Annotated in this window: 20 protein-coding genes; 12 read left to right on the top strand and 8 right to left on the bottom strand. The window is 73.2% G+C overall.

Annotation, left to right across the window (positions count from 1 at the left end):
- The first annotated feature begins 3 nt into the window (after positions 1–3).
- From N4G63_RS16670 to N4G63_RS16660, 3 genes are read left to right on the top strand one after another with little or no spacing between them, the layout of a single operon-like run.
- Complete coding sequence (locus N4G63_RS16670; RefSeq protein ID WP_260786561.1) at positions 4–2,409, top strand: ABC transporter permease; 2,406 nt, start codon at positions 4–6, stop codon at positions 2,407–2,409.
- Positions 2,410–2,428: 19 nt separating this feature from the next.
- Entirely contained in the window at positions 2,429–3,664 is a 1,236-nt protein-coding gene (locus tag N4G63_RS16665) for an efflux RND transporter periplasmic adaptor subunit (RefSeq protein WP_314599951.1), read from the top strand.
- 41 nt (positions 3,665–3,705) lie between these two features.
- Positions 3,706–4,317 carry a DUF1294 domain-containing protein gene (locus N4G63_RS16660; RefSeq protein WP_260786558.1) on the top strand — a complete coding sequence of 204 codons (612 nt, stop codon included), beginning with the start codon at positions 3,706–3,708 and terminating at the stop codon, positions 4,315–4,317.
- A gap of 34 nt (positions 4,318–4,351) precedes the next feature.
- Here the strand turns inward: N4G63_RS16660 and N4G63_RS16655 are convergent, their stop codons facing one another.
- Positions 4,352–5,164, bottom strand: coding sequence for an esterase/lipase family protein (locus N4G63_RS16655; RefSeq protein ID WP_260786557.1), 813 nt, complete (start codon positions 5,162–5,164; stop codon positions 4,352–4,354).
- 227 nt (positions 5,165–5,391) lie between these two features.
- On the opposite strand from N4G63_RS16655, the gene N4G63_RS16650 reads away from it, so the two are divergent.
- The 4 genes from N4G63_RS16650 (at position 5,392) to N4G63_RS16635 (ending at position 11,958) form a co-directional block, all read left to right on the top strand.
- On the top strand, positions 5,392–8,085 hold the full coding sequence (locus tag N4G63_RS16650) for a ligase-associated DNA damage response DEXH box helicase (RefSeq protein WP_260786556.1): 2,694 nt from the start codon (positions 5,392–5,394) through the stop codon (positions 8,083–8,085).
- 126 nt (positions 8,086–8,211) lie between these two features.
- On the top strand, positions 8,212–9,141 hold the full coding sequence (locus tag N4G63_RS16645; RefSeq protein WP_260786555.1) for an MCP four helix bundle domain-containing protein: 930 nt from the start codon (positions 8,212–8,214) through the stop codon (positions 9,139–9,141).
- 148 nt (positions 9,142–9,289) lie between these two features.
- Positions 9,290–10,900, top strand: coding sequence for a sigma-54 interaction domain-containing protein (locus N4G63_RS16640; protein ID WP_314599950.1), 1,611 nt, complete (start codon positions 9,290–9,292; stop codon positions 10,898–10,900).
- Positions 10,901–11,013: 113 nt separating this feature from the next.
- The gene (locus N4G63_RS16635) at positions 11,014–11,958 is read left to right on the top strand and encodes a S66 peptidase family protein (protein ID WP_314599949.1); all 945 of its coding nucleotides are present in this window, start codon (positions 11,014–11,016) and stop codon (positions 11,956–11,958) included.
- A gap of 85 nt (positions 11,959–12,043) precedes the next feature.
- Here N4G63_RS16635 and N4G63_RS16630 read toward each other — a convergent pair whose 3' ends face one another.
- Positions 12,044–14,275 (bottom strand): ATP-binding protein, encoded by a 2,232-nt coding sequence (locus N4G63_RS16630; protein WP_314599948.1) that lies wholly within the window; start codon positions 14,273–14,275, stop codon positions 12,044–12,046.
- Complete coding sequence (locus N4G63_RS16625; RefSeq protein ID WP_260786553.1) at positions 14,272–14,772, bottom strand: putative pterin-binding protein; 501 nt, start codon at positions 14,770–14,772, stop codon at positions 14,272–14,274. Before N4G63_RS16625 ends, N4G63_RS16630 begins: the two co-directional genes overlap by 4 nt.
- A 327-nt stretch (positions 14,773–15,099) precedes the next feature.
- Between N4G63_RS16625 and N4G63_RS16620 the strand changes: the two genes are divergently transcribed.
- Positions 15,100–16,794, top strand: a complete 1,695-nt coding sequence (locus N4G63_RS16620) for a long-chain fatty acid--CoA ligase (RefSeq protein ID WP_260786552.1) — start codon at positions 15,100–15,102, stop codon at positions 16,792–16,794.
- A gap of 13 nt (positions 16,795–16,807) precedes the next feature.
- Here the strand turns inward: N4G63_RS16620 and N4G63_RS16615 are convergent, their stop codons facing one another.
- The 3 genes from N4G63_RS16615 to N4G63_RS16605 all read right to left on the bottom strand — a co-directional run bounded on the left by N4G63_RS16615 (position 16,808) and on the right by N4G63_RS16605 (position 19,636).
- Positions 16,808–17,962, bottom strand: coding sequence for an alpha-hydroxy acid oxidase (locus N4G63_RS16615; RefSeq protein WP_260786551.1), 1,155 nt, complete (start codon positions 17,960–17,962; stop codon positions 16,808–16,810).
- Positions 17,963–18,039: 77 nt separating this feature from the next.
- Entirely contained in the window at positions 18,040–19,035 is a 996-nt protein-coding gene (locus N4G63_RS16610; RefSeq protein ID WP_314599947.1) for a LysR family transcriptional regulator, read from the bottom strand.
- 94 nt (positions 19,036–19,129) lie between these two features.
- Positions 19,130–19,636 (bottom strand): hemerythrin domain-containing protein, encoded by a 507-nt coding sequence (locus N4G63_RS16605; protein WP_260786550.1) that lies wholly within the window; start codon positions 19,634–19,636, stop codon positions 19,130–19,132.
- A 124-nt stretch (positions 19,637–19,760) separates the two neighbouring features.
- On the opposite strand from N4G63_RS16605, the gene N4G63_RS16600 reads away from it, so the two are divergent.
- The gene (locus N4G63_RS16600; protein ID WP_260786549.1) at positions 19,761–20,210 is read left to right on the top strand and encodes a YbaN family protein; all 450 of its coding nucleotides are present in this window, start codon (positions 19,761–19,763) and stop codon (positions 20,208–20,210) included.
- 23 nt (positions 20,211–20,233) lie between these two features.
- On the opposite strand, the gene N4G63_RS16595 is transcribed toward N4G63_RS16600, so the two are convergent.
- Complete coding sequence (locus N4G63_RS16595) at positions 20,234–21,007, bottom strand: cupredoxin domain-containing protein (protein ID WP_314599946.1); 774 nt, start codon at positions 21,005–21,007, stop codon at positions 20,234–20,236.
- Entirely contained in the window at positions 21,004–22,170 is a 1,167-nt protein-coding gene (dinB, locus tag N4G63_RS16590) for a DNA polymerase IV (RefSeq protein ID WP_260786547.1), read from the bottom strand. Before dinB ends, N4G63_RS16595 begins: the two co-directional genes overlap by 4 nt.
- A 212-nt stretch (positions 22,171–22,382) precedes the next feature.
- Between dinB and N4G63_RS16585 the strand changes: the two genes are divergently transcribed.
- The 3 genes from N4G63_RS16585 (at position 22,383) to N4G63_RS16575 (ending at position 25,983) form a co-directional block, all read left to right on the top strand.
- Positions 22,383–23,711, top strand: a complete 1,329-nt coding sequence (locus N4G63_RS16585) for a DUF5666 domain-containing protein (RefSeq protein ID WP_314599945.1) — start codon at positions 22,383–22,385, stop codon at positions 23,709–23,711.
- Between the two features lie 74 nt (positions 23,712–23,785).
- On the top strand, positions 23,786–24,706 hold the full coding sequence (locus N4G63_RS16580; RefSeq protein WP_260786545.1) for a DUF6502 family protein: 921 nt from the start codon (positions 23,786–23,788) through the stop codon (positions 24,704–24,706).
- Positions 24,703–25,983: a DUF5666 domain-containing protein gene (locus N4G63_RS16575; protein WP_314599944.1), complete on the top strand. Its 1,281-nt coding sequence runs from the start codon at positions 24,703–24,705 to the stop codon at positions 25,981–25,983. Before N4G63_RS16580 ends, N4G63_RS16575 begins: the two co-directional genes overlap by 4 nt.
- Positions 25,984–26,010 lie beyond the last annotated feature (27 nt).

The following is a 26,010-nucleotide window of genomic DNA, read 5'->3' as shown; positions in this document are numbered from 1 at the left end:
GGCATGAAGGCCTTGGACAGAAAGCTGCTGCGCGACCTGCGCCTGATGTGGAGCCAGGTGCTGACCATCGCGCTGGTGGTGGCCAGTGGCATCGGCGGTTTTCTCACCAGCCTGTCGGCGGTGGAATCGCTGGACGACGCCCGCGAGGCCTACTACGCCCAGGGGCGCTTTGCCGAGGCCTTTGCCACGCTCAAGCGTGCGCCTCTGGCGCTGGCCGAGCGGCTGCGCGCCGTGCCCGGCGTGGCCGATGTGCAGACCACCATCGAGCAGGTGGTGCGCATCACCGTGCCGGGCAGCAGCGACCCGGTGCTGGGCCAGCTGATCGGCATGGACCGTCGCAACCCGCCGCGCCTGAACCTGGTGACGGTGGTGGCCGGGCGCGGCCTGCACCCGCCCGGCACCGATGCCAGTGCCAGCGGCGCCGACGGCGACGGCGCGGTGATCGACGCGCTGGTGAGCCAGGGCTTTGCCCGGGCGCGTGGCCTGCCGCCCGGTGCCACGCTGCAGGCGCTGGTCAATGGCCGGCTGCGCACGCTGCGCGTGGTGGGCTGGGCGCTGTCGCCCGAGTTCATCTTTGCCGGGCTGTTCGGCATGCCCGACCAGCGCGGCTTCGGCGTGTTCTGGGTCGATCACGATGCCCTGGCCGCGGCCTACGACATGAGCGGCGCCTTCAACCGCGCCGCCGTGCGCCTGGCGCCGGCCGGCGCGCGCACGGTGGGCGAGCGCGCGGTGCTCGATGGCATGGCCGCGCTGCTGGCGCCTTATGGCGGCAGCGAGCCGCTGGGCCGCGCGCACCAGACCTCGCACGCCATGCTCGACAACGAGATCAACGAGCAGCGCGTGCTGGGCACGGTGCTGCCGGCCATCTTTCTGGCGGTGGCGGCCTTTTTGCTCAACGTGGTGGTGAGCCGCCTGGTGAGCACGCAGCGCGAACAGATCGCGGCGCTGAAGGCGCTGGGCTACCCCAACAGCAGCATCGCCCGCCACTACCTGCAGCTGGTGGGCCTGATCGCGCTGGCCGGCCTGGGCCTGGGCGTGGCGCTGGGCCACTGGCTGGGCGGGCTGCTGATGGGCCTGTATGGCGAGGTGTTTCACTTTCCGGGCATGGTGCACCGGGTCGATCCGGCCCTGGTGCTGCTGGCCGGCGGCATCACGCTGGCCACCGCGGTGGCGGGCACGCTGAGCGCCATCCTGGCCACGGTGCGGCTGACGCCGGCCGAGGCCATGCGACCGCCATCACCCGGCCACTTCAGGCCCACGCTGGCCGAGCGGGCGGGCTTCACCCGCATGACGCCGGCGCTGCGCATGGTCTTGCGCAACATGGAGCGCAAGCCGCTGCGCACCGCACTCGGCATCGTGGGCGTGGCGGCGGCGGTGGCCATCGTGGTGATGGGCAACTTCTTTCGCGATGCCATCGGCCTGATCGTCGACACCGAGTTCGTGCTGAAGATGCGCAGCGATGTCTCGGTGTGGATGGTGGAGCCGGTGGACGACCGCCTGGCGCTGCAGCTGGCCCGCCTGCCCGGGGTGCTGGCGGTGGAGAGCACGCGCTTCGTCGACGGCACGCTGGTGGCCGGCCATCGGCGCGAGCGCATCCTGGTGCGCGGTTTGCCCGAGCTGCCTGATCTCTACCGCATCGTCGATGTCGATGGCCGTGCCGCGCTGCCATCTGCCAGCGGCCTGCTGCTCACCGACCGCCTGGCCCAGAAACTGGGCGTGCGCGTGGGCGATGTGGTGCAGCTCACGCTGCCGCAGGGCAGGCGCCGCGAGTTGCAACTGCAGGTGGACGGCCTGGTGCGCGAGATGATGGGCCTGAACGCCTACATCCGCCGCGATGCGCTGAACCGTGCGCTCGGCGATGGCGATCTTTCAAGCGGCTTCGTGCTCAGCCTGGAGCGTGGGCGCGAGGCCGAGTTCCTGGCCGCCACGCAGCGCCTGCCGGCGGTGAGCGGCGCCTTCAGCAAGGCCACGATGCTGCGCAACATGCAGGAGATCACCGCGCGCAACATCCGCATCATGAGCAGCGTGCTCACGGCGTTTGCCTGCGTCATTGCGGTGGGCGTGGTCTACAACAACGCCCGCATCGCACTGGCCGAGCGCGCCTGGGAGCTGGCCAGCCTGCGCGTGCTGGGCTTTACCCGCGGCGAGGTCACGGCCCTGCTGCTGGGCGAGATGGCGCTGCAGATCGCCGTGGCCCTGCCGCTGGGCATGCTGCTGGGCCGCGGCCTGGTGGGCCTGACCGCGCAGCTGCTCAAGAGCGACCAGTTCTTCTTTCCGGTGGTGATCTCGCCGGCCACCTATGCCATGGCCGCGCTGGCCGTGGTGGCAGCGGCGCTGGCCAGCGCGGCCGTGGTGAGGCGGCGCATCCACCGCATCGACATGGTCTCGGCGCTGAAGACGCGGGACTGACCTTCGGACAAGCCTTGCCATGAAACGCAACACCCGCATCATGATCGCCGCCGCCAGCCTGGCCACGCTGGGCCTGCTGGCCTGGGCCTTTGCGCCGCGCCCGCTGGCGGTGGAGGTGGCCACCGTGGCCAAAGGGCGCTACGAGCAGGCCGTGGTCGAAGACGGCCGCACCCGCCTGCGCGACCGCTATGCCGTCACCGCGCCGCTGGCCGGGCGGCTGGCGCGCATCACGCTGCGCGAGGGCGATGCGGTGCAGGCCGGCCAGCTGCTGGCCGAGATCACACCGCAGCCCGCACCCATGCTGGATGCGCGCACCCGCGCCGAGCTGCAGGCCCGCGAGGCCAGCGCGCGTGCCGGCGTGCAGCGCGCCATGGCCGGCGTGGGCCAGCAGAAGGTGGCGCTGGCGCAGGCGCGCATCGATCTGGCGCGCAGCGAGCAGCTGGCCCAGCAGGGCTTCGTGGCACCAACCCGGCTCGACAGCGAACGCCTGGCCGTGCAGGCCGCGCAACAGGGCCTGACCGCCGCCGAGCAGGCCCAGCATGTGGCTGAGCACGAGGCGCAGCAGGCCCGTGCGGCGCTGCAGGCCAGCGCGCCGGCCGGCAGCGCCACCGGCGCGCCTTTTGCCGTGCGCGCCCCGGTGGCCGGCCGCGTGCTCAAGGTGGCCCAGACCAGCGAGACCAGCGTGGCCCCCGGCACGCCGCTGCTGGAGCTGGGCGACACCGCCCGGCTGGAGATCGTGGCCGAGCTGCTGACCACCGAGGCCTTGCCGCTGGCCGCCGGCGCGCCGGTGCGCATCGAGCGCTGGGGCGGCGCGGGCGAGCTGCAGGCGCGGGTGCGCCAGGTCGAGCCGGCCGGCTTCACCAAGGTCTCGGCGCTGGGCGTGGAAGAGCAGCGCGTCAACGTGCTGATCGAGCTGACCAGCCCGCCGGCGCAGTGGCGTGCGCTGGGCGATGGCTACCGCGTGGGCGTGCGCGTGTTCACCCAGCAGCGCGACGGTGTGCTGATGGTGCCGGTGAGCGCGGTGTTTCCGCGCCCCGGCCAGGCCGCCGTGGCCGGCCAGGCCGCGGTGTTTGTGCTGGCCGATGGCCACGCCCGGCTGCGGCCCGTCACCCTGGGCGGCCGCAACGGCCAGCAGGCCTGGGTGGGCAGCGGCCTGGCCGAAGGCGAGACGGTGATCGTCTACCCGCCGGCCGCGGTAGCCGATGGCGTGCGGGTGAAGGCGAGGATGGTGCCTGCGCTGGCGGGGGGAGGCTGAGCGCAGCGGCGCTGCGGCGCCGCGTTAGCATGCCGGCCATCATGCGATTTGAAGGCACCCTCACGCGCTGGGATGACGCGCGCGGTTTCGGTTTTCTGGAGTCCAGCCAGGGCGGCGAGCCGATCTGGGTGCACGCGCGCGCCATCAGCGGCCTCGACGGCCGGCCCCAGGCGGGCCAGCGCTTTTCGTTCGAGGTCGAACTGGGGCCGCAGGGCAAGAAGCGCGCAACGGCCGTCAAGCCGCTGCGTGCCGCGCCACCGCCGCGTGCACCACGGCGCGGCGCGGTGGCGGCAGGGGGCGCGGCCAGCTTGCTGCTGCTGCCGGCCTTTGCGCTGCTGGCCCTCGGGGTGGCGCTCTGGTGGCGCCCGCCGGGCTGGCTGCTGTGGCTGTATGTCGGCGCCAGCGCGCTGGCCTTCGTGATGTACGCGATGGACAAGTCTGCAGCCGAGCGCGGCGACTGGCGCGTGGCCGAGAGCCAGCTGCACCTGGTGGCGCTGGCCGGCGGCTGGCCGGGCGCGCTGCTGGCCCAGCAGCTGCTGCGGCACAAGACCATCAAGGCCAGCTTTCGCCAGACCTTCTGGGGCACGGTGCTGGCCAACGTGGCGGCCTTTGTCGGCGGCAGTGCCTGGCTGGCGCGGCAGGCGGCCGGCTGACAAGCCGCAGCTGTGGCGGCGGCGCCGTGCTGCCTCAGATCGGCAGCGCCTCGTGCGTCAGCAGCCTGTAGGCCATGCCCGGCAGGCCGGCGGGTTGAAAGGGCTGCCAATGGCCTTCGGGCTGGGCCAGGCGGTCGGCCACCACGCACATCACCATGGCGTTGAAGCCCAGGCCGGTGTGGCTGCCGGCCACGCGGATGTTCTCGACCTGGCTGTCGGGGCCGTCCACGGTGGCTTCCTGGGGCGGCACCACGCCGTCGCTGATCGAGTACAGGCAGCTCACCGGCACCGGCGGCAGCTGGCGCTCGCGCAGCTGCTTCACGCGCGGCTGCATCACATGCACCTCGGGGCCCATCGGGTGGGCGATCAAGCGGTACAGGGCCTTCACCAGCGGCGGTGAGCGGCTGCCCTCGGGGCCCACGCTGATCGGGCTGCCCAGCGTGATGACCTGGCGCACACAGTCGCTGGCCTGCAGCGCGCCGTACATCGAGAACACGCCGCCCAGGCTCCAGCCCACCAGGCTGACGGTGCGGCCGGTCTTGTGGTGCAGGTGGCGGATCTTTTTTTCCAGCGCCTCGGCATGGCGGCGCTGGAAGCCGATGTTGCGGCCCAGGCCCCAGGTCTGCACGTCGTAGCCGCGGCCGCGCAGAAACAGCTTCAGCGCCACCAGCGTGCCTTCGTCGGCCATGAAGCCGGGCAGCAGCAGCACCGGGTGGCCGTCGCCTGGCTGGGCGCCGGCCAGCATCGGCCAGGCCATCGGCAGCATGGCCATCTCCAGCAGCGCGCGCCACTCGATCAGCGAGTGCAGGGTGTGCGGCGCGCCGCGGTGCGGGTGTCGGGTGGCCATCGGGTGATGCCTCGGCTGTGCGAACCGCTGGATTGTCCGCCCCGGCCTGGGGCGCCCGTCGGGAGAGCTGTCTAGAGGATTCCCTGCAAATCGGCCCGGCCGCAGCGCCAGGCGCGGTGTTCTCGTCACCTGCGCGACAGCGCGCCAGGCCGGGGCCACAGGTCGGAGCGCAGCCCTGGCCACACGCGCCCAGCCCGCCCAGCCCGCCCACCCAGCACAATGATCCGATGCCCACGACCCCGGCCGCCGCCCCCGACCGCGCGCCATGCCCCGCGCTGCAGGCCGCCGAGGCCTGGTTTGCTGGGCGCGGCTGGCTGCCGTTCGCTTTTCAGCGCGAGGTCTGGGCGGCCTGCGCCGAGGGGCGCAGCGGCCTGCTGCATGCCACCACCGGCGCCGGCAAGACCTACGCCGTGGGCCTGGGTGCGGTGCTGCGCGCGGCCACGCTGGGGGTGCCGATGCAGGCCGGGCCGGAGCGTGCCCAGGCCGGCGCCGCGCCGCCGCTCGGCTTGCTCTGGATCACGCCGATGCGCGCGCTGGCGGCCGACACGCAACGCGCGCTGGCCGCGCCGCTGGCCGATCTGGCACCGGCCTGGAGCCTGGGCCTGCGCAGTGGCGACACTGGCAGCGCCGAGCGCGCGCGGCAGGACCGGCGCCTGCCCACCGCGCTGGTCACCACCCCCGAATCGGCCACGCTGCTGCTGACCAAGGCCGATGCCCGGGCGCTGCTGCGCGGCGTGCACACCGTGGTGGTGGACGAGTGGCACGAGATGGTGGGCAACAAGCGCGGCGTGCAGGTGCAGCTGCTGCTGGCGCGCCTGCAGGCCTGGAACCCCAGGCTGGTGGTGTGGGGCCTGTCGGCCACGCTGGGCAATCTGCCGGCGGCCATGGCCATGCTGCTGGGCCCCCGGCCCCGGCGCCCGGCGCCGCGCCTGGTGCGCGGGCGCATCGACAAGGCGCTGGTCATCGACACCCTGCTGCCGGCCCAGCCGGGGCGCTTTTCGTGGGGCGGCCACCTGGGCGCGCAGATGCAGCAGCCGGTGGCCGACGAGATCGCCCGCACCGCGGCCAGCGGCGGCAGCACGCTGGTGTTCACCAATGTGCGCTCGCAGGCCGAGGCCTGGTATCAGCTGCTGCTGGCCGCCCGCCCCGAATGGGCCGGCGAGATCGCGCTGCACCATGGCTCGCTCGACAAGGGCGTGCGCGAATGGGTGGAGGCCGGCCTGAAGGCCGGCCGGCTGAAGGCGGTGGTGGCCACCTCGTCGCTCGACCTGGGCGTGGACTTCCTGCCGGTCGAGCGCGTGCTGCAGATCGGCTCGGCCAAGGGCGTGGCGCGGTTGCTGCAGCGCGCCGGCCGCTCGGGCCACCAGCCGGGGCGGCCCAGCCGCATCACGCTGGTGCCCACCAACACGCTGGAGCTGATCGAGGCCGTGGCCGCGCGCCGCGCCGTGGCCGCCGGCCGGGTCGAGCCGCGGCAGGCGCCCGAGCAGCCGCTGGACGTGCTGGTGCAGCACCTGGTGACGGTGGCGCTCGGCGGCGGCTTTGCCGCCGACTCGACGCTCGGCGATGGCTGCACGGCCGACGCGCTGTACGACGAGGTGCGCCGCACCTGGAGCTACCGCGCGCTGCCGCGCGAGGCCTTCCAGTGGGCGCTGGATTTCGTGGTGCGCGGCGGCGCGTCGCTGGGCGCCTACCCCGAGTACCACCGCGTGGTGCTGCGCGATGGCGTCTACCGCGTGGAGGACCGCGGCATTGCACTGCGCCACCGGCTGCAGGTGGGCACCATCGTCGGCGAGAGTTCCATGCTGGTGAAGTGGTTCTCGTCGGCCGGCATGGGCGGCACGCTGGGGCAGATCGAGGAGGGCTTCATCGCCCGGCTGAACAAGGGTGACTGCTTCGTGTTCGGCGGCCGGGTGCTGGAGTACGTGCGCACCCAGGACATGGTGGCCTTCGTCAAGAAGAGCAGCGGCAAGCGTGGCCTGGTGCCCAGCTGGCAGGGCGGCAAGATGCCGCTGAGCAGCGAGCTGGCCGATGCCACGCTGGCGGTGCTGGCCGGCTGTGTGCCCGGCTGTGTGTCCGGCTGTGTGTCCGACGACGGGCAGGCCGATCCGGCCGGCGTGGCCACCGACCCCGAGCTGCAGGCCGCGCGGCCGATGCTGCAGGCCCAGGCGCGCCTGTCGCGCCTGCCCACGCCGGCGGCGCTGCTGCTCGAGCAGTACCGCTCGCGCGAGGGCCACCACCTGTTCATCTACCCCTTTGCCGGGCGCTTTGTGCACCTGGGCCTGGCCAGCCTGCTGGGTTGGCGGCTGGCGCGCGAGCGGCCCAACACCTTCTCGATCAGCATCAACGACTACGGCTTCGAGCTGCTCTCGGCCGATGCGGTCGACATCGCCGGCCTGCTCGACCACGCGCTGCTGGCCGGTGACGAGGCCGACGGCCAGCTGCTGCACGACGTGCTGGCCAGCCTCAACAGCAGCGAGCTGGCGCTGCGCCGCTTTCGCGAGATCGCCCGCGTGGCCGGCCTGGTGTTCACTGGCTATCCCGGCGCGCCCAAGAGCACGCGGCAGCTGCAGGCCTCGTCGGGCCTGTTCTACGAGGTGTTTCGCAAGTACGACCCGGCCAACCGCCTGCTCGGCCAGGCCGATGCCGAGGTGCTGGCGCAGGAGCTCGACCTGGGCCACCTGGCCGCCTGCCTGGCGCGCTTGCGCCGCCAGCGCATCGAGGCGGTGACGCTGCCTGCGCCCAGCCCCTTTGCGCTGGCGCTGATGGTGGAGCGCTTTCGCGAGCAGCTCAGCACCGAGAAGCTGGCCGACCGGCTGGCGCGCATGGTGGCCGAGTCCGAGGCCGTGCTCGATGCCGCCGAGGCCGTGCCCGCCGCGCCGCGCCGCCGCCGGGCCGCAACAGCGCCGCGATCGCCCGGTTGATCGGCGCTTTGCGTGGCCGCGGCCGCGCCACCATCGGCAGCGGGCAGGCCTGCCCGACCGGCGGCCCTGTGCCGCTCGCCATACGCGTTATTGCATTCCACCGCTCAGCCCCCCACCGGCACTGCCATGAACCTGCTGCACTCCCTGCGCCACGGCCAGCGCTTTGCCACCGCGCTGGTGCTGGTGCTGGCCGTGCTGGGCGTGCTCACCGGCGTGTCGCTCAGCCGCGCCGCCCGGCTGGGCCAGGAGCTCGAGCGCCTCGAGCAGGTGGCCCTGCCGGCCGCCCGCATGGTGCACGACCTGGCCTTGCTGGCCGACGAGGCACGCGGCCTCGAAGCCCTGCTGCTGCTGCTGGACGACGAGCGCGAGCGCCGCGATGTCGAGGCGCGGCTGATGCAGCAGCGCGGCCGCATTGCCGAGCGCCTGGCCAGCCAGGTGTCGCGGCTGCACGATGCCTCTGACCGCAAGCTGCTGGCCGATGTCAACAGCGCGCTGGGCAGCTGGTGGTCGGTGCAGGACCAGGTGCTGGGCGCGGCCCGCGCCGCCGTCGGCAATGCCAGCGAGGCCGGCCGTGCGCGCCGCCTGCTGGCCGGCGAGTCGCAGCTCGCCTACCGCCAGCTGCTCGACACGCTGGAGCGCTGGTGGCGCCACCACGACGATCTGGCCCAGTGGTCGGTGAAGAAGGCGCGCCAGGAGATCGCGCTGCGCCTGCTGCCGCTGCTGGGCGGCCTGCTGTTTGCCACGCTGGCGGCGCTGCTGCTGGCGCTGGCCCAGCGCAGCCGGCTGGCGGCACCGGCTGCGGTGGTCGCGGTGGCCGGCAGTGCCGCGGCGGCGCCCGCACCGGCGCCGGCCGCTGGCCGCTTGCCGCCGCTGGATGGCAGCCCGGCCCAGGCCGCGCACAAGCTGCTCAGCGAGATCGCGCGCCAGACCGCCGACGGCCCGCCACGGCCGCCGGACGCGGTGGCCGCTGCGGAGGTGGACGCGCGTGTGGACGCAGGTGCAGGCGCCGATGCCGCCACGGCCACCGCGGCGGCGCGCGTCAACCCGCGCACATAAGCGGCCGGCCAAGACCCGCCGGCACCGAGACGGCCGCACCCACGCGACCGCACCGCGACGCCGCTGCGCCAGCGGCTGCCGGTGCGGGCCGCGGCCTTACAGTGTGCGCAGTCCACAACCGCGGCGGCCAAGGCCACCGCCGCCCGCCATGCTGTCTTCTGCCGGCCTGCCGCAAGACACCGCCAGCCTGCTGAAGCTGGCGGCGCAGTCGATGTTCGACCTGTATGCCCAGACCGTGCAGGGCATGATGGTGGTCGACCGCGAGCACCGCATCGTGTGGATCAGCGAGGGCTACAAGCGCTTTCTGCCGGCGCTGGGCTTTGCCGGCGAGCACGAGTTCGTGGGCCAGCGCATCGAGTCGGTGGTGCCCAACACGCTGCTGGGCCAGGTCATCGAGACCGGCCGGCCGATCATGGTCGATCTGCTCACCAACCATGCCGGCACCTTTCTGGTCAGCCGCGTGCCGCTGCGCGACGGCCAGGGCCTGGTGATCGGCGCGCTCGGCATGGTGCTGATGGACCATCCCGAAAGCACCATGCAGCCGCTGATGGCCAAGTTCGTGCGCATCCAGCACGAGCTGGCCAGCACCCAGCGCGAGCTGGCCGCCGAGCAGTCGCGCCACCGCCGCAGCAAGTACACCATTGCCGCCTACATCGGCGCCAGCCCGGCGGCGCTGGAGGTCAAGCGCCAGGCGCGCCGCGTGGCCGGCACCGAGAGCACGGTGCTGCTGCTGGGCGAAACCGGCACCGGCAAGGAGCTGCTGGCGCATGCCATCCATGCCGGCTCGGCCCGCGCGGCGGCCAGCTTCGTGGGCGTCAACATCGCCGCCGTGCCCGACACGCTGCTGGAGGCCGAGTTTTTTGGCGTGGCACCCGGCGCCTACACCGGGGCCGACCGCAAGGGCCGCGACGGCAAGTTCAAGCTGGCCGACGGCGGCACGCTGTTTCTCGACGAGATCGGCGACATGCCGCTGGCCCTGCAGGCCAAGCTGCTGCGCGCGCTGCAGGAGCAGGAGGTCGAGCCGCTGGGCAGCAACCGTGTGCACAAGGTCGACGTGCGCGTGATCGCCGCCACCAGCCGCGATCTGGCCGGCATGGTGGCCGATGGCCGCTTTCGCGCCGACCTGTACTACCGCCTGCATGTGCTGCCGATCCGCCTGCCGGCGCTGCGCGAGCGCATGGCCGACCTGGAACCGCTGGCCGACAGCCTGCTCGACGACATTGCCCGCCGCGCCGGCCTGGCGCACAAGAGCCTGTCGGCCGACGCCCTGGATCGCCTGGCCGCGCACGCCTGGCCCGGCAACATCCGCGAGCTGCGCAATGTGCTGGAGCAGGCCGCGCTGATGACCGACGAGCCGGTGCTGCACCGCAGCGACATCGACCGCGCCCTCGGCTCGGCACCGGGCAGCCTGCCGGCCGGCGCCGCCGCGCCCGGCCCGGCCCTGCCGCCGCCCCGGCGCGAGCCACCGGCCCGCAGCGCCTTGCCGCCGGTGGCCCCAACGCCGGAGGTTGCGCCCGAGGTTGCGCCCGAGGTTGTGCCCGAGGTTGTGCACCCGGTGGCCCCCGAGACCGTGCCCGGGGCCTTGCCCGTGCCGCCGGCCATCGTGCCGCTGCCGCAGGCCATTGCCGAGCTCGAGGCACGCGCCATCCGCGAGGCGCTGGCGGCCACCGGCGGCAACAAGCTGGCGGCGGCACGGCTGCTGGGCATCGCCCGCGCCACGCTGTACGAGAAGCTGGCCGCCCAGGGCGCCCCCGGTTGAGGCCGTGCGCGCCGGCCCCGCCACACGCTCAACCCTTTCGTCCCCTTCGCCACCCCCTCTCGCCACCCCTCTCGCCCAGGCCCGGCCGCGCGCGCGAGATCAAGCCCCCACCCATGAGCACTCCACCGCTGTTGCACGCCCTGGCCCCCGGCGCCACGCTGGCCATCATTGCCCCGGCCGGGCCGGCGGCGGCCGAGCGCGTGGCCGCGGTGCCGGCCCTGCTGCAGGCCCAGGGCTGGCAGGCGCGGCTGTACCCCGGCTGCCACGCGCGGCATCCGGCGCATGAGTTCTTGTCGGGGCCCGACGCCCAGCGCCTGGCCGATCTGCAGGCCGCCTTCGCCGACCCGCAGGTGGACGCGGTGTGGTGCCTGCGCGGCGGCCATGGCAGCGCGCGCCTGCTGCCGGCCATGGATGTGGCGCAGCTGGCGCGCCGGCCCAAGCTGCTGATCGGCTACAGCGACATCACCGCGCTGCACCTGCTGCTCGACCGCCTGGGCTGGCCCACGCTGCATGCGCCGATGCCGGCCTCCGACCTGCTGCTGCCCGGCCGCGAGGCCGATGCTCAGGCGCTGTTCACGCGGCTGCGCCAGGGCTGGAGCGCCGGCGAGGTGCTGGCGCCGCCCCTGCTGCCCGGTGCCTGGCGGGTGCCGGGCACGGTGCAGGGCCGGCTGCTGGGCGGCAACCTCAGCCTGCTGGCGGCGCTGTGCGGCACACCCTGGCAGCCGCGCACCGAGGGCGCGCTGCTGTTCATTGAAGAGGTGGGTGAGCCGGCCTACCGGATCGACCGCTGCCTGCTGCAGCTGCGCCTGGCCGGCCTGCTGGAGCAGGCGGCCGGCTTCGTGCTGGGCAGCTTCACCGACGGTGCCGCGGTGGCCGACACCGAGGCCGTGCTGCGCGAGCACCTGGCCGGCCTGGGCAAACCGGTGCTGGCCGGCTGGCCCACGGGCCACGGCAGCCCGCACCAGCCGCTGCCGCTGGGCGTGGCCGCCCGGCTGGACAGCGCGGCCGGCACGCTGACCCTGCTGCAGGATTTTCTGCGCCCGCGCGGCGTGGCCTGATCCGGCGGCACGGCACGGCACGGCGCCGCGCCGCGCCGCGCCGCGTCACGCCGCGTCACGCCGCGTCACGCCGCGTGGGCGCGGCTCAGGGCGCCGGTGCGGTGGCGGCGGGGCTGGTGGCCAGCAGGCCTTCGCTGACGCACAGCACGCGGGTGGCGGCCAGCGTCTCGTCAAAGCGCTGCAGCGCCAGCGCCAGGGCCGCGGCGCCCAGCTGGCGCGCGTCGCGGCTCAGTGTGGCGGCCGCCTCGGCCAGGGCCGACAGGCCCAGGTTGAGCGCCGCGCCCTTGACGCTGTGCGCCGCGCGCCGCAGGGCTTCGGCATCGGCCTCGCGCATGGCCTCGCGCATGCGGCGCGAGGCATCGTCCACCTGCTGAAAAAAGCCGCCGTACAGGCCCGGCAGCTGCTCGGCGCCCATCAGCTCGCGCACATTGCGCAGCATCTGGCGATCGAGCAGGGGCACCGTGTCGCCCCCCTCCACCTGCAGCGCCGGCACCGGCGGCAGCTCGGTGGCGGTGCCGAACAGGCGCGCAAACAGCGCCTGCAGCCCGGTCAGGCTGACCGGCTTGGCCACCACCTCGCTCACGCCGGCGCGCAGGCAGCGCTCGCGGGTGTCGGCAAACACGTCGGCGGTCAGCGCCACGATGGTGGTGCGGCCGGCCGTGCCGGGCAGGGCACGAATGGCCTCGATGGCGGCCACGCCGTCCATCACCGGCATGTGCACGTCCATCAGCACGATGTCAAAAGGCTGTTCGGCGGCGGCCTGCACGGCCTGCAGCGCCTCGAGCCCGTTCTCGGCAAAGCGGCCCTGGTGGCCCAGGCGCTCGAGCAGCGCGGCCATGTACAGGCGGTTGACCGGGTGGTCTTCGGCCACCAGCACCGACAGCGAGCGCAGCGGCGCCGGCGGCAGCAGGCCGGGCCGGGCCGGCGCGGCCGGGCTCAGCAGCAGCGGGCAGTGGAAGGTGAACACGCTGCCGGCGCCCGGCGCGCTGCGCACCGCGATCTCGCCGCCCATCAGCCGCGCCAGGTTGCGCGAGATGGCCAGGCCCAGGCCGGTGCCGGCCTGGCGCCGGGCCAGCGGGTCGTCGGCCCGGCCGAAGCGGCGAAACAGCTGCGACAGCGTGTGCCGGTCCATGCCGATGCCGGTGTCGGCCACCGCAAACACCAGGCGCGGCGCGCCGTCGTCGGCGGCCTGGCGGCCGCAGCGCAGCACGATGGCGCCGGCATCCGAGAACTTGATGGCATTGGCCAGCAGGTTGTAGAGCACCTGGCGCACCCGCGTGGGGTCGAGCTGCACATGCGCCGGCAGGCCGTCGGCGGCCTCGAGCTGCAGCGCCAGGCCCTTGGCCTGGGCATTGGGCAGCAGCAAGGCCTGCACCTCGCGCAGCAGCGTGGGCAGGTGCACCGCCTGCGGCACCAGGCGCAGCGAGCCCGATTCGAGCTTGGCCAGGTCGAGGATGTCGTCGAGCAGGCGCAGCAGGTGGTTGGCCGAGTCGTCGGCCACGCCCAGCCATTCGGCCGAACGCGGGTCGCGCGGGGAGTCCTTCACCAGCGACAGCATGCCCAGCAGGCCGTGCAGCGGCGTGCGCAGCTCGTGGCTCATGTCGGCCAGGAACTCGCTCTTGGCGGCATTGGCGTCCTCGGCGTCGATGCGCGCGTCGCGCAGCTCGTCGGCCAGGGTCTGCAGGCGCTGGTGGCGTTCGTCGAGCTTGCGCATCTGGCGCATCGCCAGGCCGGCAAACAGCATCACCATGGCCACCAGAAAACCGGTCAGCGCCAGGCCGATGCGGTTGTGCTGGCGCACCTTCTCCTGGCGCTCGGTGACCTGCATCGCCACGCGGTGCGAGGCCTCCAGCATCAGCTGGTGGATCGGCGCGTCGAGCGCCAGCAGGTCTTGCAGCAGCGCGTCGGCGGCCTGCGGGCTGATGGCATCGGCGCGGGTGCCGTCGCCCAGGTACAGGTCGGCACGGCGGGTGAAGGCGGCAATCGCGCTGAGGGCCGTGCTGGCCTGGCTGGAGCTGCCCAGCAGGCGCGAGGCGCGCTCGTTGTCGAGCAGGCCCACGCGCGACAGAAAGATGTCGTAGCGCAGCTTCAGCGCCGTGCTGTCGGCCTGCTCGGCGGGCTTTTGCCACTGCTCGCGCAGGCGCAGGTACTCGGTCTCCACCTGGTACAGGTTGAGCACCAGGTAGTCGTCCTGGTATTGCACGGTGAGGTTGAGCAGCGCGAACTGCCGCGCCTGCACGAAGGCGGCCGCCAGCAGCGTGGCCAGCAGGGCCAGGCCCACGATGCCGAACCAGGGCGACAGCCGCGGCGTGTTCACAGCACCTCGATGGACTTGAGCTGCCAGGCGCAGCGGCTGTAGTACACCGCATTGCGCAGCTCGCGGTGGCCGTCGAACGGGTAGACGATGAACAGCGGCCCCTTGTCGCGCACCGGCATCGGCTTGTCGTCCATCAGGCGCGCCAGCACGATGTCATAACGCAGCGCGTCGTTGGCCGGGATCTCGACTGCGTAGTCGTTCAGGGCCCGGGCGCGCAGCGTGCCGCCGGGCAGCAACTGGCCGCCGGCGGCCGCGATCACCTCGCGCAGCAGCGGGCCGCTGAAGCGCCGCGCCTGCGCGTACCAGGGGGTGTGGGTGTGGATGTGGGCCTGCGGCAGGCGCTCGAGCATGGCCATGTCGAAGCTCGCCGCCGCGCCGGCCTGGCGCAGGCGGCCCGACACGGTGAGCAGCACCGGGCCGGTGGGCGACGGCAGCGCCCAGGCGTCAGGCCTGAGCAGGGCCAGCGTGGCAAAGCCGAAAAGACGACGTCGGAACATCGGCGCAGTCTCGAAAAACCAGAGCGTCCATGGTAACGCGCCCGGGTGGCGGTGCGGTGGCGGTGCGGTGGTGGCGCGGTGGCGATCCGGTGGCGATCCGGTGGTGGTGCCGTGGTGATCCGGCGGCGGCGACGTGGCCGCGCAGCGACGCGGCCGCGGTATTCCGCTGTGCATGTCGGGCGGCGTCGCCAGGGCGACATTTCGCGGGTTCGCGGGGATGCCCAGACCCAGCGCGCTGCGGTACACCGGCGCACCGCCGGTGTATTCCGCTGCGCAAGGCAGCGGGCTCGGCATCCGCTCATGGCTTTCACCACACCCCTGTCGACGATGACCGCTACCCGCCCGCACCATGCCATCTGGCCCAAGCGCCTGCCCCGCCACCTGGTGCTGCCCGAAACCAGCCTGTGGTTCAACCTCGAGGTCACGGCCCGCCGCTACCCCGACAAGCCGGCCTACCTGTTCTTTGGCCGGCCGCTGGGCTTTGCCGAGCTCAAGCGCCAGGCCGAGGCGCTGGCCGGCTGGCTGCAGGCCCATGGCGTGGCCAAGGGTGACCGCGTGGCGGTGTTCATGCAGAACTGCCCGCAGTTCGTGGTGGCGGTGCATGCGGTGCTGCGCGCCGACGCCGTGGTGGTGCCGGTCAACCCGATGAACCGTGCCGACGAGTTTGGCCACTACATCACCGACCCCGGCACGAAGGTGGTGCTCACCACCGCCGATCTGGCCGGCATCGTGGCCGAGGCCAACGGCCGCCTGCCCGCCGCGCAGCAGCTGCAGCACATCGTGGCCACGCGCTTTGCCGACGCCATGCCCGAGCGGCTGGACGAGGCCGAGCGCCCGTCGCAGCCGGTGCTCGACTGGCTGCTGGCCGACCCGGCCCTGCCCGCAGGCGCCGCGCCGGTGACCCGCTGGAACGATGCGCTGGCCGCCGGCCACGTGGCCCGCGCCCACACCGCCGGCCCCGACGACCTGGCCCTGCTGCCCTACACCAGCGGCACCACCGGCCTGCCCAAGGGCTGCATGCACACCCACCGCACGCTGATGCACAACGTGATGGGCGGCGGCGTGTGGGGCCACTCGGGTGCCGAGGCGGTGAGCCTGGGCGTGGTGCCGATGTTCCACATCACCGGCTTCATCTACGGCTGCGTGGGCTCGGTGGCCGGCGGGGCCACCACGGTGATCCTGCCGCGCTGGGACCGCGAGCTGGCCGGCCGCATCATCAGCCGCCACCGCGTGACGCACTGGACCTGCATCCCGACGATGATCATCGACCTGTTCGCCAGCCCGCACTACGCCAGCTTCGACCTGTCGAGCCTCAAGTACGTGTCGGGCGGTGGCGCGGCCATGCCGCAGGCGGTGGCCGAGCGCCTGCAGCGCGAGTTCAACATCACCTTTGCCGAGGGCTACGGCCTCACCGAGACCGCCGCGCCCACGCATGCCAACCCGCCCGAGCGCGCCAAGCTGCAATGCCTGGGCATCCCGATCATCGGCACCGACTCGCGCATCATCGACCCCGACACGCTCAAGGAGCTGCCCATCGGCGAGACCGGCGAGATCGTCAGCTGCGGCCCGCAGGTCTTCAAGGGCTACTGGGGCCACCCCGAGGCCACCCGGGCGGCCTTCATCGAGCTGGACGGCAAGACCTTTTTCCGCACCGGCGACCTGGGCCGCATGGACGAGGAGGGCTACTTCTTCATCACCGACCGCCTCAAGCGCATGATCAACGCCAGCGGCTACAAGGTGTGGCCCAGCGAGGTGGAGCTGCTGCTGTTCAAGTGCCCGCTGGTGCAGGAGGCCTGCGTGATCGGCACCCGCGACGCCTACCGCGGCGAATCGGTCAAGGCCGTGGTGGTGCTGCGCGCCGAGCACCGTGGCAGCGCCACCCCCGACGACATCATCGCCTGGGCCCGCGAGCACATGGCAGCCTACAAGGTGCCGCGCAGCGTCGACTTTGTCGACGCCCTGCCCAAGAGCGGCTCGGGCAAGGTGATGTGGCGGCTGCTGCAGGAGAAGGAAAGCGCCTGAGCGTGACGCCGGGTCAGCCCTTCGGGTAGGTGCCCGGCAGCAGGATGCGTGTGTCCACGTTGCGCAGCTGGGTGTGGCCGCAAAAGGCCATGGTCACGTCCAGCTCCTTGTGCAGGATCTGCAGCGCGCGGGTGACGCCGGCCTCGCCCATCGCGCCCAGGCCGTAGACCATGGCGCGGCCGATCATCGTGCCGCGGGCGCCCAGGGCCCAGGCCTTCAGCACGTCCTGGCCGCTGCGGATGCCGCCGTCCATCCAGACCTCGATCTGGCTGCCCACCGCGGCCACGATGGCCGGCAGGGCGCTGATGCTCGACGGCGCGCCATCCAGCTGGCGGCCGCCGTGGTTGCTGACCACGATGGCGTCGGCACCGCTGTGCACGGCCAGCTGCGCGTCCTCGACATCCATGATGCCCTTGAGGATCAGCTTGCCGCCCCAGCGCTCCTTCACCCAGGCCACGTCGGGCCAGCTCAGGCGCGGGTCGAACTGCTCGTTGGTCCAGGCGGCCAGGCTGCTCATGTCGCTGACGCCCTTCACATGGCCCACCAGGTTGCGGAAGGTGTGGCGCCGGGTGCCGGCCATGCCTAAGCACCAGCGCGGCTTGGTCATCAGGTTGACGATGTTGCGCAGCGTGGGCCGCGGCGGCGCGGTGAGGCCGTTCTTCAGATCCTTGTGGCGCTGGCCGATGACCTGCAGGTCGAGCGTCAGCACCAGCGCGCTGCACTTGGCGGCCTTGCAGCGGTCGATCATGCGGCCCATGGCCTCGCGGTCGCGCATCATGTAGAGCTGGAACCAGAACGGCGCGCTGGTGTGCTCGGCGATGTCCTCGATCGAGCAGATGCTCATGGTGCTGAGCGTGAACGGGATGCCGAACTTCTCGGCCGCGCGGGCGGCGTGGATCTCGCCGTCGGCATGCTGCATGCCGGTCAGGCCCACCGGGGCGATGGCCACCGGCATCTTGGCCGCCTGGCCGACCAGGGTGGTGGCGGTGCTGCGGTTTTCCATGTTCACGGCCACGCGCTGGCGCAGCTTGATGCCGTGGAAGTCGCTCTCGTTGGCGCGGTAGGTGCCTTCGGTCCAGCTGCCCGAGTCGGCGTAGTCGTAGAACATGCGCGGCACGCGCTTCTCGGCCAGCACACGCAGGTCTTCGATGCAGGTGATGACGGTCATCGGCTCTTGTCTCCGGCAATTCAAGGGGGCAGCCGGTGATGCTAGCGGCGCCGCGCGCGGCCGCGGCGGAAGAATCTTCAGCCCAGGCCGGAAAGCCATTCCGCCGCGCGCGCCGAGGCGGCAGCGCACTGCGCCTGCAGCCACTGCGCAAAGGCGGCGGCGGCCTGGTGGTCGGCTTGGCCGCTGCCGCTGCTGCCGCTGCTGCCGCTGCTGCCGGTGTGGCCGCCGTGGCCGGCATGCGGCATCAGCACATAGGGCGCGGCGGCCGGCGCGGTGATGTGCGCGAACAGCGGGCGCAGGGTGCCGCTCTCAAGCCACTGGCGCGCCAGCGTGGGCCGCGCCAGCGCCACGCCCTGGCCGCACACCGCGGCCTCGAGCGTGAGGCCCAGGTCGAGCAGCTTGGGGCCGCTGGCCGGCTCGGGCCAGGGCAGGCCGGCGGCGCGCAGCCAGGGGGTCCAGGGTTCCAGCGGCGTGCGCAGCAGCGGCGCATGGGCCAGGGCGGCCGGCGTGTGCAGCGGCGGCAGGCGCGCGAGCAGCGCCGGCGCGGCCACGGCCACGACGCGGTCGTCGAGCAGCACCACCGAGCCCGGCAGCAGCGCCGGATCGCTGACCCGCACCTCGATGTCGCTGTCGTGCGGCGTGCCGTCGAGGTAGGGGATCGACAGCAGCACCTCCAGCTCGATCTCGGGGTGCGCGGCGCAGAAGGCATCCAGCCCGGCCACCATCACCTGGCGCGCAAAGGTGGGCGGCACGCTGACCCGCAGGCGCTGCTGGCGCTGCGTGCGGCGCTGGTGCAGCGGCATGGTGGCCAGCAGGGCCAGCGCGTCGCGCACCTGGCCCAGGTATTCCTTGCCGGCCGCGGTGAGCAGCAAGGCCTTGGCGCCGCGGCTGAGCAGCGGCGTGCCCAGCAGGTCTTCCAGCGTGGCCACGCGCTTGCTCACCGCGCTGGCGGTGATGGCCAGCTCGTCGGCCGCGCGCTCGAAGCTGCCCAGCCGCGCCGCGGCCTCGAAGGCGCGCAGGCCGTCGATGGACGGAAAGCGCAGGTCGTGCGGGTGGACGGGGGGCGCGGTCATGGCCGGCGATTGTCGGCCTGCGGGGCGCGGGTGCGCTGCCGCGCAGCGACGTCGCGGCCGTCAGGCGCGGCGGGGGCCGCGGGGGCTGGGGTTGTCAGCCGCAGCTGCTGCCGCCGCAGCCGGTGATCGGCTCGAGCGCCGGCTCGCGCAGCGGTTCGCCATTGCCGTCCAGCGTCACCGCGCAGCGGCCGGTCTCGGGGTCGAAGCCGACCAGGGCCATGTGCTGGGCGAGGGCGGCGTCCATCTGCCGGGCGTGCTGCGGAAACCAGATCGCCAGCTCGCCCACGGCCAGGCGCAGCGGCTCGAAATCGGCCTGCTCGCGGGCGCGCTTGGCGCATTCGAGCATCACGTCGAGCACGGCCTTGTGCTGGAAGGTGTGGCAGTTTTCGGGCGCAAAGCCGGTGGCCTGCATCCAGCGGTCTTCCTGGCCGAAATGCTCGACCGTGTGCTCGCACAGCGTGGTCCAGCGCGTCAGCAGCGTGGCCTCGTCCAGCGTCAAGGCGGCCTCGGTGTCGGCCAGCAGGGCCACGAACTCCTCGTGCGTGCCGTCCATGCGGGGGTGGTCGAGGGCGAGATCGGCGCTCCAGGCGAGAGTGGACATGGCTATCGGGTCAGGGCTTTGGCAGAGGCGCGAGCGTAGCAGGCGCCGTGCGCCGCCGCGCCGCGGCCGGTGGCCTGCGCTTGTGGCAGCGCAAGGGCCGGCCGGGGCGGATAGCATCGCTGCCATGAGCCTGCCCGACACGCCGCCTGCGCAGGCGCCCCGCCAGCCGCTGTGGGCGCGGGTGCTGTGGCTGCTGGCCGGTCTGGCCAGCCTGCTCACCGGCATCGTGGGCATCTTCGTGCCGCTGCTGCCCACCACGCCCTTCGTGCTGCTGGCGGCGTTCTGCTTTGCGCGCGGCAGCAAGCGCTGCGAGGCCTGGCTGCTGGGGCACCCGCGCTTCGGGCCGATGGTGCGCGACTGGCGCGAGCACCGGGCGATCCCGCTGCGCGCCAAGCAGCTGGCCTGGACGATGATGGCCATCGGCTGCGTGCTGGGCGGCCTGCGGCTGCCGCTGCGCTGGTGCTGGGTGCCGGCCGCCTGCTGTGCCGTGGTGGCCTGGTGGATGTGGCGTCTGCCCACGCGCCTGCCCGGGGCGCCGCGCCGCGCCGGGGCGGGCAGCGAACCGACCGCGTAGCGCCGGCCCCGCCGCGGGCGCAATCAGTAGGTGGTGTTGTAGTCGCGCGGCGGCGTGGGCGGGCTGCGGCGCGGCTTGGGTGCGAAGTTCAGCCGCGCCTCGGCGCTGGCCTGGCCGGCCGCCTGCACCCGCATCACCGGCTGCTCGACCAGCTGGTCGGGGTGCCACACGCGCAGCTGCACCGGGCCGTCGGGCAGGTTGGGCAGGGTGACCTCGCCGCGCTCGTTGCTCACCGCCACCCAGGGCGTGCTGCTGATCACCAGGTGGCCACGCATGGCGCCGTGCAGGTGGCAGCCCAGGGTCACCACGCCGGCCGTCTCGGCCTTCAGGTCCTGCGTTGCTTCCTTGCCGCCGCGCAAGGCGCCGAGGCGAAACTCGAACTGCTGCGCCGGCGCAATGCTGCCCAGCGGCCCGCCGGGCTGCGAGCGCACATGGTGGTCGTAGCGGTCGCGGTTGACGAAGCGCACCGTGGCCCCCACCGGCACCGCGGTGACATAGGGCAGAAACTTGCTGCCCTGCTGCACGATCAGCGCCGGCTCGGGCAGCGGCTGCGAGGGCCAGATGCCGGTGGGCTGCGCGCTCACCACCACATCGGGCGCGGGCTTGCCGTCGGCGTCCAGCACGCTCACCTGCAGCTGGCCGGCCTGTGCGTTGAGCGCGGCCTGGCCGCCCAGCAGGGTGATGGCCAGCAGGCTGCGCGCGGTGGCACGGCCAAGGGTGCGCCGGGCGAGGCCGTGGGTGCGCGGGGCGTAGCCGTGGGTGCGCGGGGCGCATGGGGGCAGGGCAGAGGGCATCATGGTGGCGCCGATGATAGAAGCGCGGCACGCTGCAGCGCGCCCACCCGCACCCCTAGCAGGCGCAGCCGGCGGCTCAGGTCCACACGCTTCAGGCACAGGCCGGCGGCCAGGCGGATGGCGCTGGCCTCGGCGGTGGGTGTTTCCACGGTCAGGTCGCGGGTGACGGTCTTGAAATCGTCAAAGCGCAGCTTGATGCCGATGGTGCGGCCGACATAGCCCTTGCGCTGCAGGTCGCCGGCCACCTGCTCGGCCAGCCGGGTGAAGATGGCGCCCAGCTCGGCGCGGTCGCGCTGGGCATGCAGGTCGCGCTCGAAGGTGGTCTCGCGGCTCATCGACACCGGCTCGCTGTAGGTGACCACCGGGCGCTCGTCGTGGCCGTGCGAGGCCTCGTGCAGCCAGGTGCCGTAGCTGCGGCCGAACTGCTCGACCAGCAGCGCCGGCGGCTGGGCGGCCACATCGCCCACGGTCTTCCAGCCCAGCGCGGCCAGCCGCGCGCCTGCCTTGGGACCGATGCCGTTGATGCTGCGCACCGGCAGCGGCCAGATGCGGCTGGCGATGTCGGCCTCGGTCAGCAGGGCCAGGCCGTCGGGCTTGTCGAGCTCGCTGGCGATCTTGGACAGCAGCTTGTTCGGCGTCACGCCGATCGAGCAGGACAGGCCGGTGGCCGAGCGCACGTTGTTCTTGATCTCGAGCGCCAGCGCGCGCACGCCGCCGTGCGGGTCGTGGCCCAGCGGCTCCTGCGCGCCGGGCACCTCGGTGAGGTCGATGTAGATCTCGTCGATGCCGCGGTCCTCGATCACCGGCGCCAGTTCGGCCACCGCGGCCTTGAAGCGGCGCGAGTACAGCCGGTACTGCTCGAAGTCGGTGGGCAGCAGCACCGCGTCGGGCGCGCGCACGGCGGCCTTCATCAGGCCCATGCCCGAGTGCACGCCGTAGTCGCGCGCGGCGTAGGTGGCGGTGGTGACCACGCCGCGCCCGGCATACCCGGCCAGCCGGGCAAAGCGCCGCTTGCCGTCGGGCAGGCACTCGGGCTGGTGGCGCCGGCCGCCGCCGATGACCACCGGCTGGCCCGTCAGCTCCGGATAGCGCAGCAGCTCCACCGAGGCATAGAAGGCATCCATGTCCAGGTGGGCGATCCAGCGGCGGCGCGGCGGCGAGCTCACGTCACCCCCTTGGCGCGCTGCGCCATCCCCCCGAGGGGGAATTCGCTCTTGAAGCGGTTCGGCGAGCTCATGCCCGGATTGTGGGTCGCGACAACTGGACATGTTTGCGTCACCAGTTCATCGATTAAATGTGCAAGTTGCACATATACTGGCAACGCGACATCGGCCCAGTCCTCTTGTGGGACGGCCTTCATCCTTGCCGGAGACCTGCCATGAGCCTGTTCGATCCCCTGCCGCACGACCCGACGCCCGCCGCGGCAGCCCACACCCCGGCCGCCCGGCCGCCGCGCCGCGCCCGCTGGTCTGACCGCCTGGCCTTGCCGGCCGCCTGCCTGGCGGCCAGCCTGGCCCTGCTGGCCGGCTGTGGCGGCGGCGGTGGCGAGGCCAGCACCACCAGCGCCTCGGGCAGCACCGTCAGCACGGCCAGCGCCACCGATTTCACCGAAGGCGCGATCACCGGCTTCGGCTCGGTCATCGTCAACGGCGTGCGCTACGACGACAGCAGCGTCAAGGCGGTGGATGACAGCGGCAGCGAGATCAAGATGGCACTGGGCATGACCGCCGCCGTCGACAGCGGCACGGTCGACACCAGCAGCCGCAGCGCCAAGGCCCACGGCATCCGCGTGGGCAGCCGCCTGCGCGGCCCGGTCGAGGCCGGCAGCCTGGTGATCAGCGGCAGCAGCGGCAGCCTGGTGGTGCTGGGCCAGCCGGTGGACGTGACCGACAGCACGGTGTTTGACGACACGCTGGCCGCCGGCCTGTCGGCGCTGAGCGACGGCGCGGTGGTCGAGGTGCACGCGCTGCCCGACAGCGCCACCGGCCGCCTGGTGGCCACGCGCATCGAGTCCAAGACCAGCGCTACCGCCTACAAGCTGGTGGGCACGGTGTCGGGCCTCGACACCACGGCCAAGAGCTTCAGCATCGGCGCGGCCAAGATCGCCTACGCCAGCGCCACCGCGCTGACCTCGACCCTGGCCGATGGCGCCACCGTGCGCGTGACGCTGGCCACCACCGCGCCCGCCACCAGCGCCGACGCCTGGACCGCCACCCGCGTGGATGCCGGCAGGGCCCTGGTCAGCACCGACACCGGCAGCGTCACCACGGTGGCCGTGCGCGGCGACATCAGCAGCTTCACCTCGGCCACCAGCTTCACCGTGGCCGGCGTCAAGGTGGATGCCAGCGGCGCCACCGTCACGCCCACCGGCAGCACGCTGGCCGCCGGCGTCTCGGTGGTGGTCAAGGGCAGCCTGAGCAATGGCGTGCTGGTGGCCACCAGCGTGGTCGTCGACAGCTACGACAAGGGCAACGGCGGCAAGGGCCGCTTCGAGCTGCACGGCACGGTGGGCAGCCTGGACACCACGGCCAAGACCTTCGTCGTGGTGGGCAGCAAGGTCAACGTGACGGTCGACTACAGCAGCAGCCTCACCTGGACCAACGGCACCGAGGCCACGCTGGCCAATGGCGTGAAGGTCGAGGTGCGCGGCGGCGTCGGCAGCACGCGCACCAAGATCGTCGCCACGGCGATCAAGTTCGAGAGCTGAAGCTGGCCCCGCGACGGGCGGCGTAGCATCGCGCCGCCCGCCGCCGCCGACCCCTTCAAGCCAGCCGTTCCCACGTGAGCCCCACCGACCCCGCCGCCGCCCACCCCGGCCCCGCCGATGCGCTGGCCGAGGCACTGCGCCGCCTGCTCGGGCCGCTGGCCCGGCTGGCGCTGGCGCGCGGGGTCACGCATGCCACGCTGGACGAACTGGTCAAGCTGGCCCTGGTGGATGCGGCCGATCGCCAGCATGCCGAGCTGCCGCCGCACCGGCGGGTCAGCCGCATCAGCACCGCCACCGGCATCCACCGCCGCGAGGTCACGCGCCTGGTGGGCGCGCTGCGCGAGGGCGGGGCGCGCCAGCCACCGCCGCAGCGCTCGCTGGCCAGCGAGCTGTTTGCCCACTGGCGCACCCAGCGCGACTACTGCGACCGCCGCGGCTCGCCGGCCGAGCTGCCGCGCCAGGGCCCGGCGCCCAGCTTCGAGAGCCTGGCCCAGGCCATCACCCGCGACGTGCACCCGCGCAGCCTGCTCGACGAGCTGCAGCGCCTGGGCCTGGCCGCCCATGACACCGGCCGCGACACCGTGCGCCTGCTGCGCGAGGATTTCGTGCCCAGCGGCGACAGCCGGCGCATGCTGCGCGCGCTGGGCAACAACGTGGGCGACCACCTCGAGGCGGCGGTCGACAACGTGCTGGCCGAGGCGCCACGGCACTTCGAGCAGGCGGTGTTTGCCGGCGGCCTGAGCCGCGAATCGGTGGCCGAGCTCGACCGCCTGCTGCGCGCGCGCTGGAGCGAGCTGGTCGATGCGCTGGTGCCGGCGCTGGAACAGCTGGTGGCCCGCGACGCCGCCGCGGCCCAGGCCGCCGACCAGCAGGCGGCCAGCCAAGGCGGCCCGGCCGATCCCTCCATCCACCCGGCCCGCCAGCGCGTGCGGCTGGGTCTGTATGCCCTGGCGCAGGACGAGTCTGCGCCCGACGCTCCGGAACCACCGCGATGAACGCCCACGACTCCACGCTCAGACCCGAGGCGCGACGCGCCTGGTCCGGCCGCCTGCGCGCGCGGCTGGCCACCCTCTCGCGCAGCGCGCTGCGCGAGGGCGCCACCGATGTGCTGGCCTTCGGCGTGGCCCTTCTGGCCGCGGCGCTGGCCGCACTGCTGCTGGGCAGCCTGCACGGCTGCGGCGGCGGCGTCGGCATCGAGGGCACCGGCTCGTCCTATGCCTCGGGGCCGATCACCGGCTATGGCTCGATCATCGTCAACGGCGTGCACTTCGACGAGGGCACGGCCAGCGTCAGCGACGACGACGGCCTGCCGCTCGAGCGCAGCCAGCTTGCGCTGGGCATGGTGGTGCAGGTGCAGGCCGGCGCCATCACCGCCACGGCCGACGGCACCCAGGTGGCCACCGCCAGCAGCGTGCGCACCAGCCGCACCCTGGTGGGCCCGCCGCAGGTCTCGGCCGGCGGCCAGCTCAGCGTGCTGGGCCAGGTGGTGAGCATCGGCAGCGCCACCGTGCTCGACGCCAGCTTCACCCGGGGCCTGGCCAGCATCGCCCAGGCCGGAGTCATCGAGGTCTATGGCGACTACGACAGCACCAGCGCCAGCGTGCTGGCCACGCGCATTGCCCCGGCCGCGGCCGGCAGCAGCTACAGCGTGCGCGGCCCGGTCAGCGCGATCGACTTCGCGCGCCAGACCTGCACCATCGGCAGTCAGACCTACAGCCTGTCGAGCACCAGCGGCCTGAGCGACGGCACCGTGGTCAAGCTGGCGCTGCAGGGCAGCATCGACGGCAACGGCCGCTGGCAGACCAGCGGCCAGAAGACCGACAGCAGCCTGCCCGGGCGCAGCGGCGCGGTGGTGGAGCTGCAAGGCCTGGTGAGCAGCATGAGCTCGGCCACGCGCTTCGTCGTGGATGGCGTCACGGTGGACAGCAGCGCCGCCACGGTGAGCGGCAGCGTGCAGCGCGGCAGCCGGGTCGAGGTCAAGGGCACGGTGCAGAACAACGTGCTGCAGGCCAGCCGCGTGGAGGTGGACAGCGACAGCCAGGCGCGCAGCTTCGAGCTGCGCGGCACGGTGGCCAGCATCGACCGCGCCACGCTGAGCATGGTGGTGCAGGTGGCCGGCCGCAGCACCGTGGTCAGCCTGGCGCGCAGCGACCTGGTGTTCGAGCGCGGTGCGCTGGCCGACCTGGCCGCCGGCGTGGGCCTGCGCGTCACCGGGCAGCTGGCCGCCGACGGCCGCGTGCTCGAGGCCACGCGCATCCGCATCGGCAACTGAGGCGGGGCAGGCGCCGCGGGCGCCCGG

Origin of the sequence: Aquabacterium sp. OR-4, assembly GCF_025290835.2 — a bacterium.
GTDB lineage: Bacteria > Pseudomonadota > Gammaproteobacteria > Burkholderiales > Burkholderiaceae_C > Pseudaquabacterium.
The sequence above is the reverse complement of the archived record's forward strand: the minus strand, read 5'-3'. Positions and strand labels throughout refer to the sequence as shown.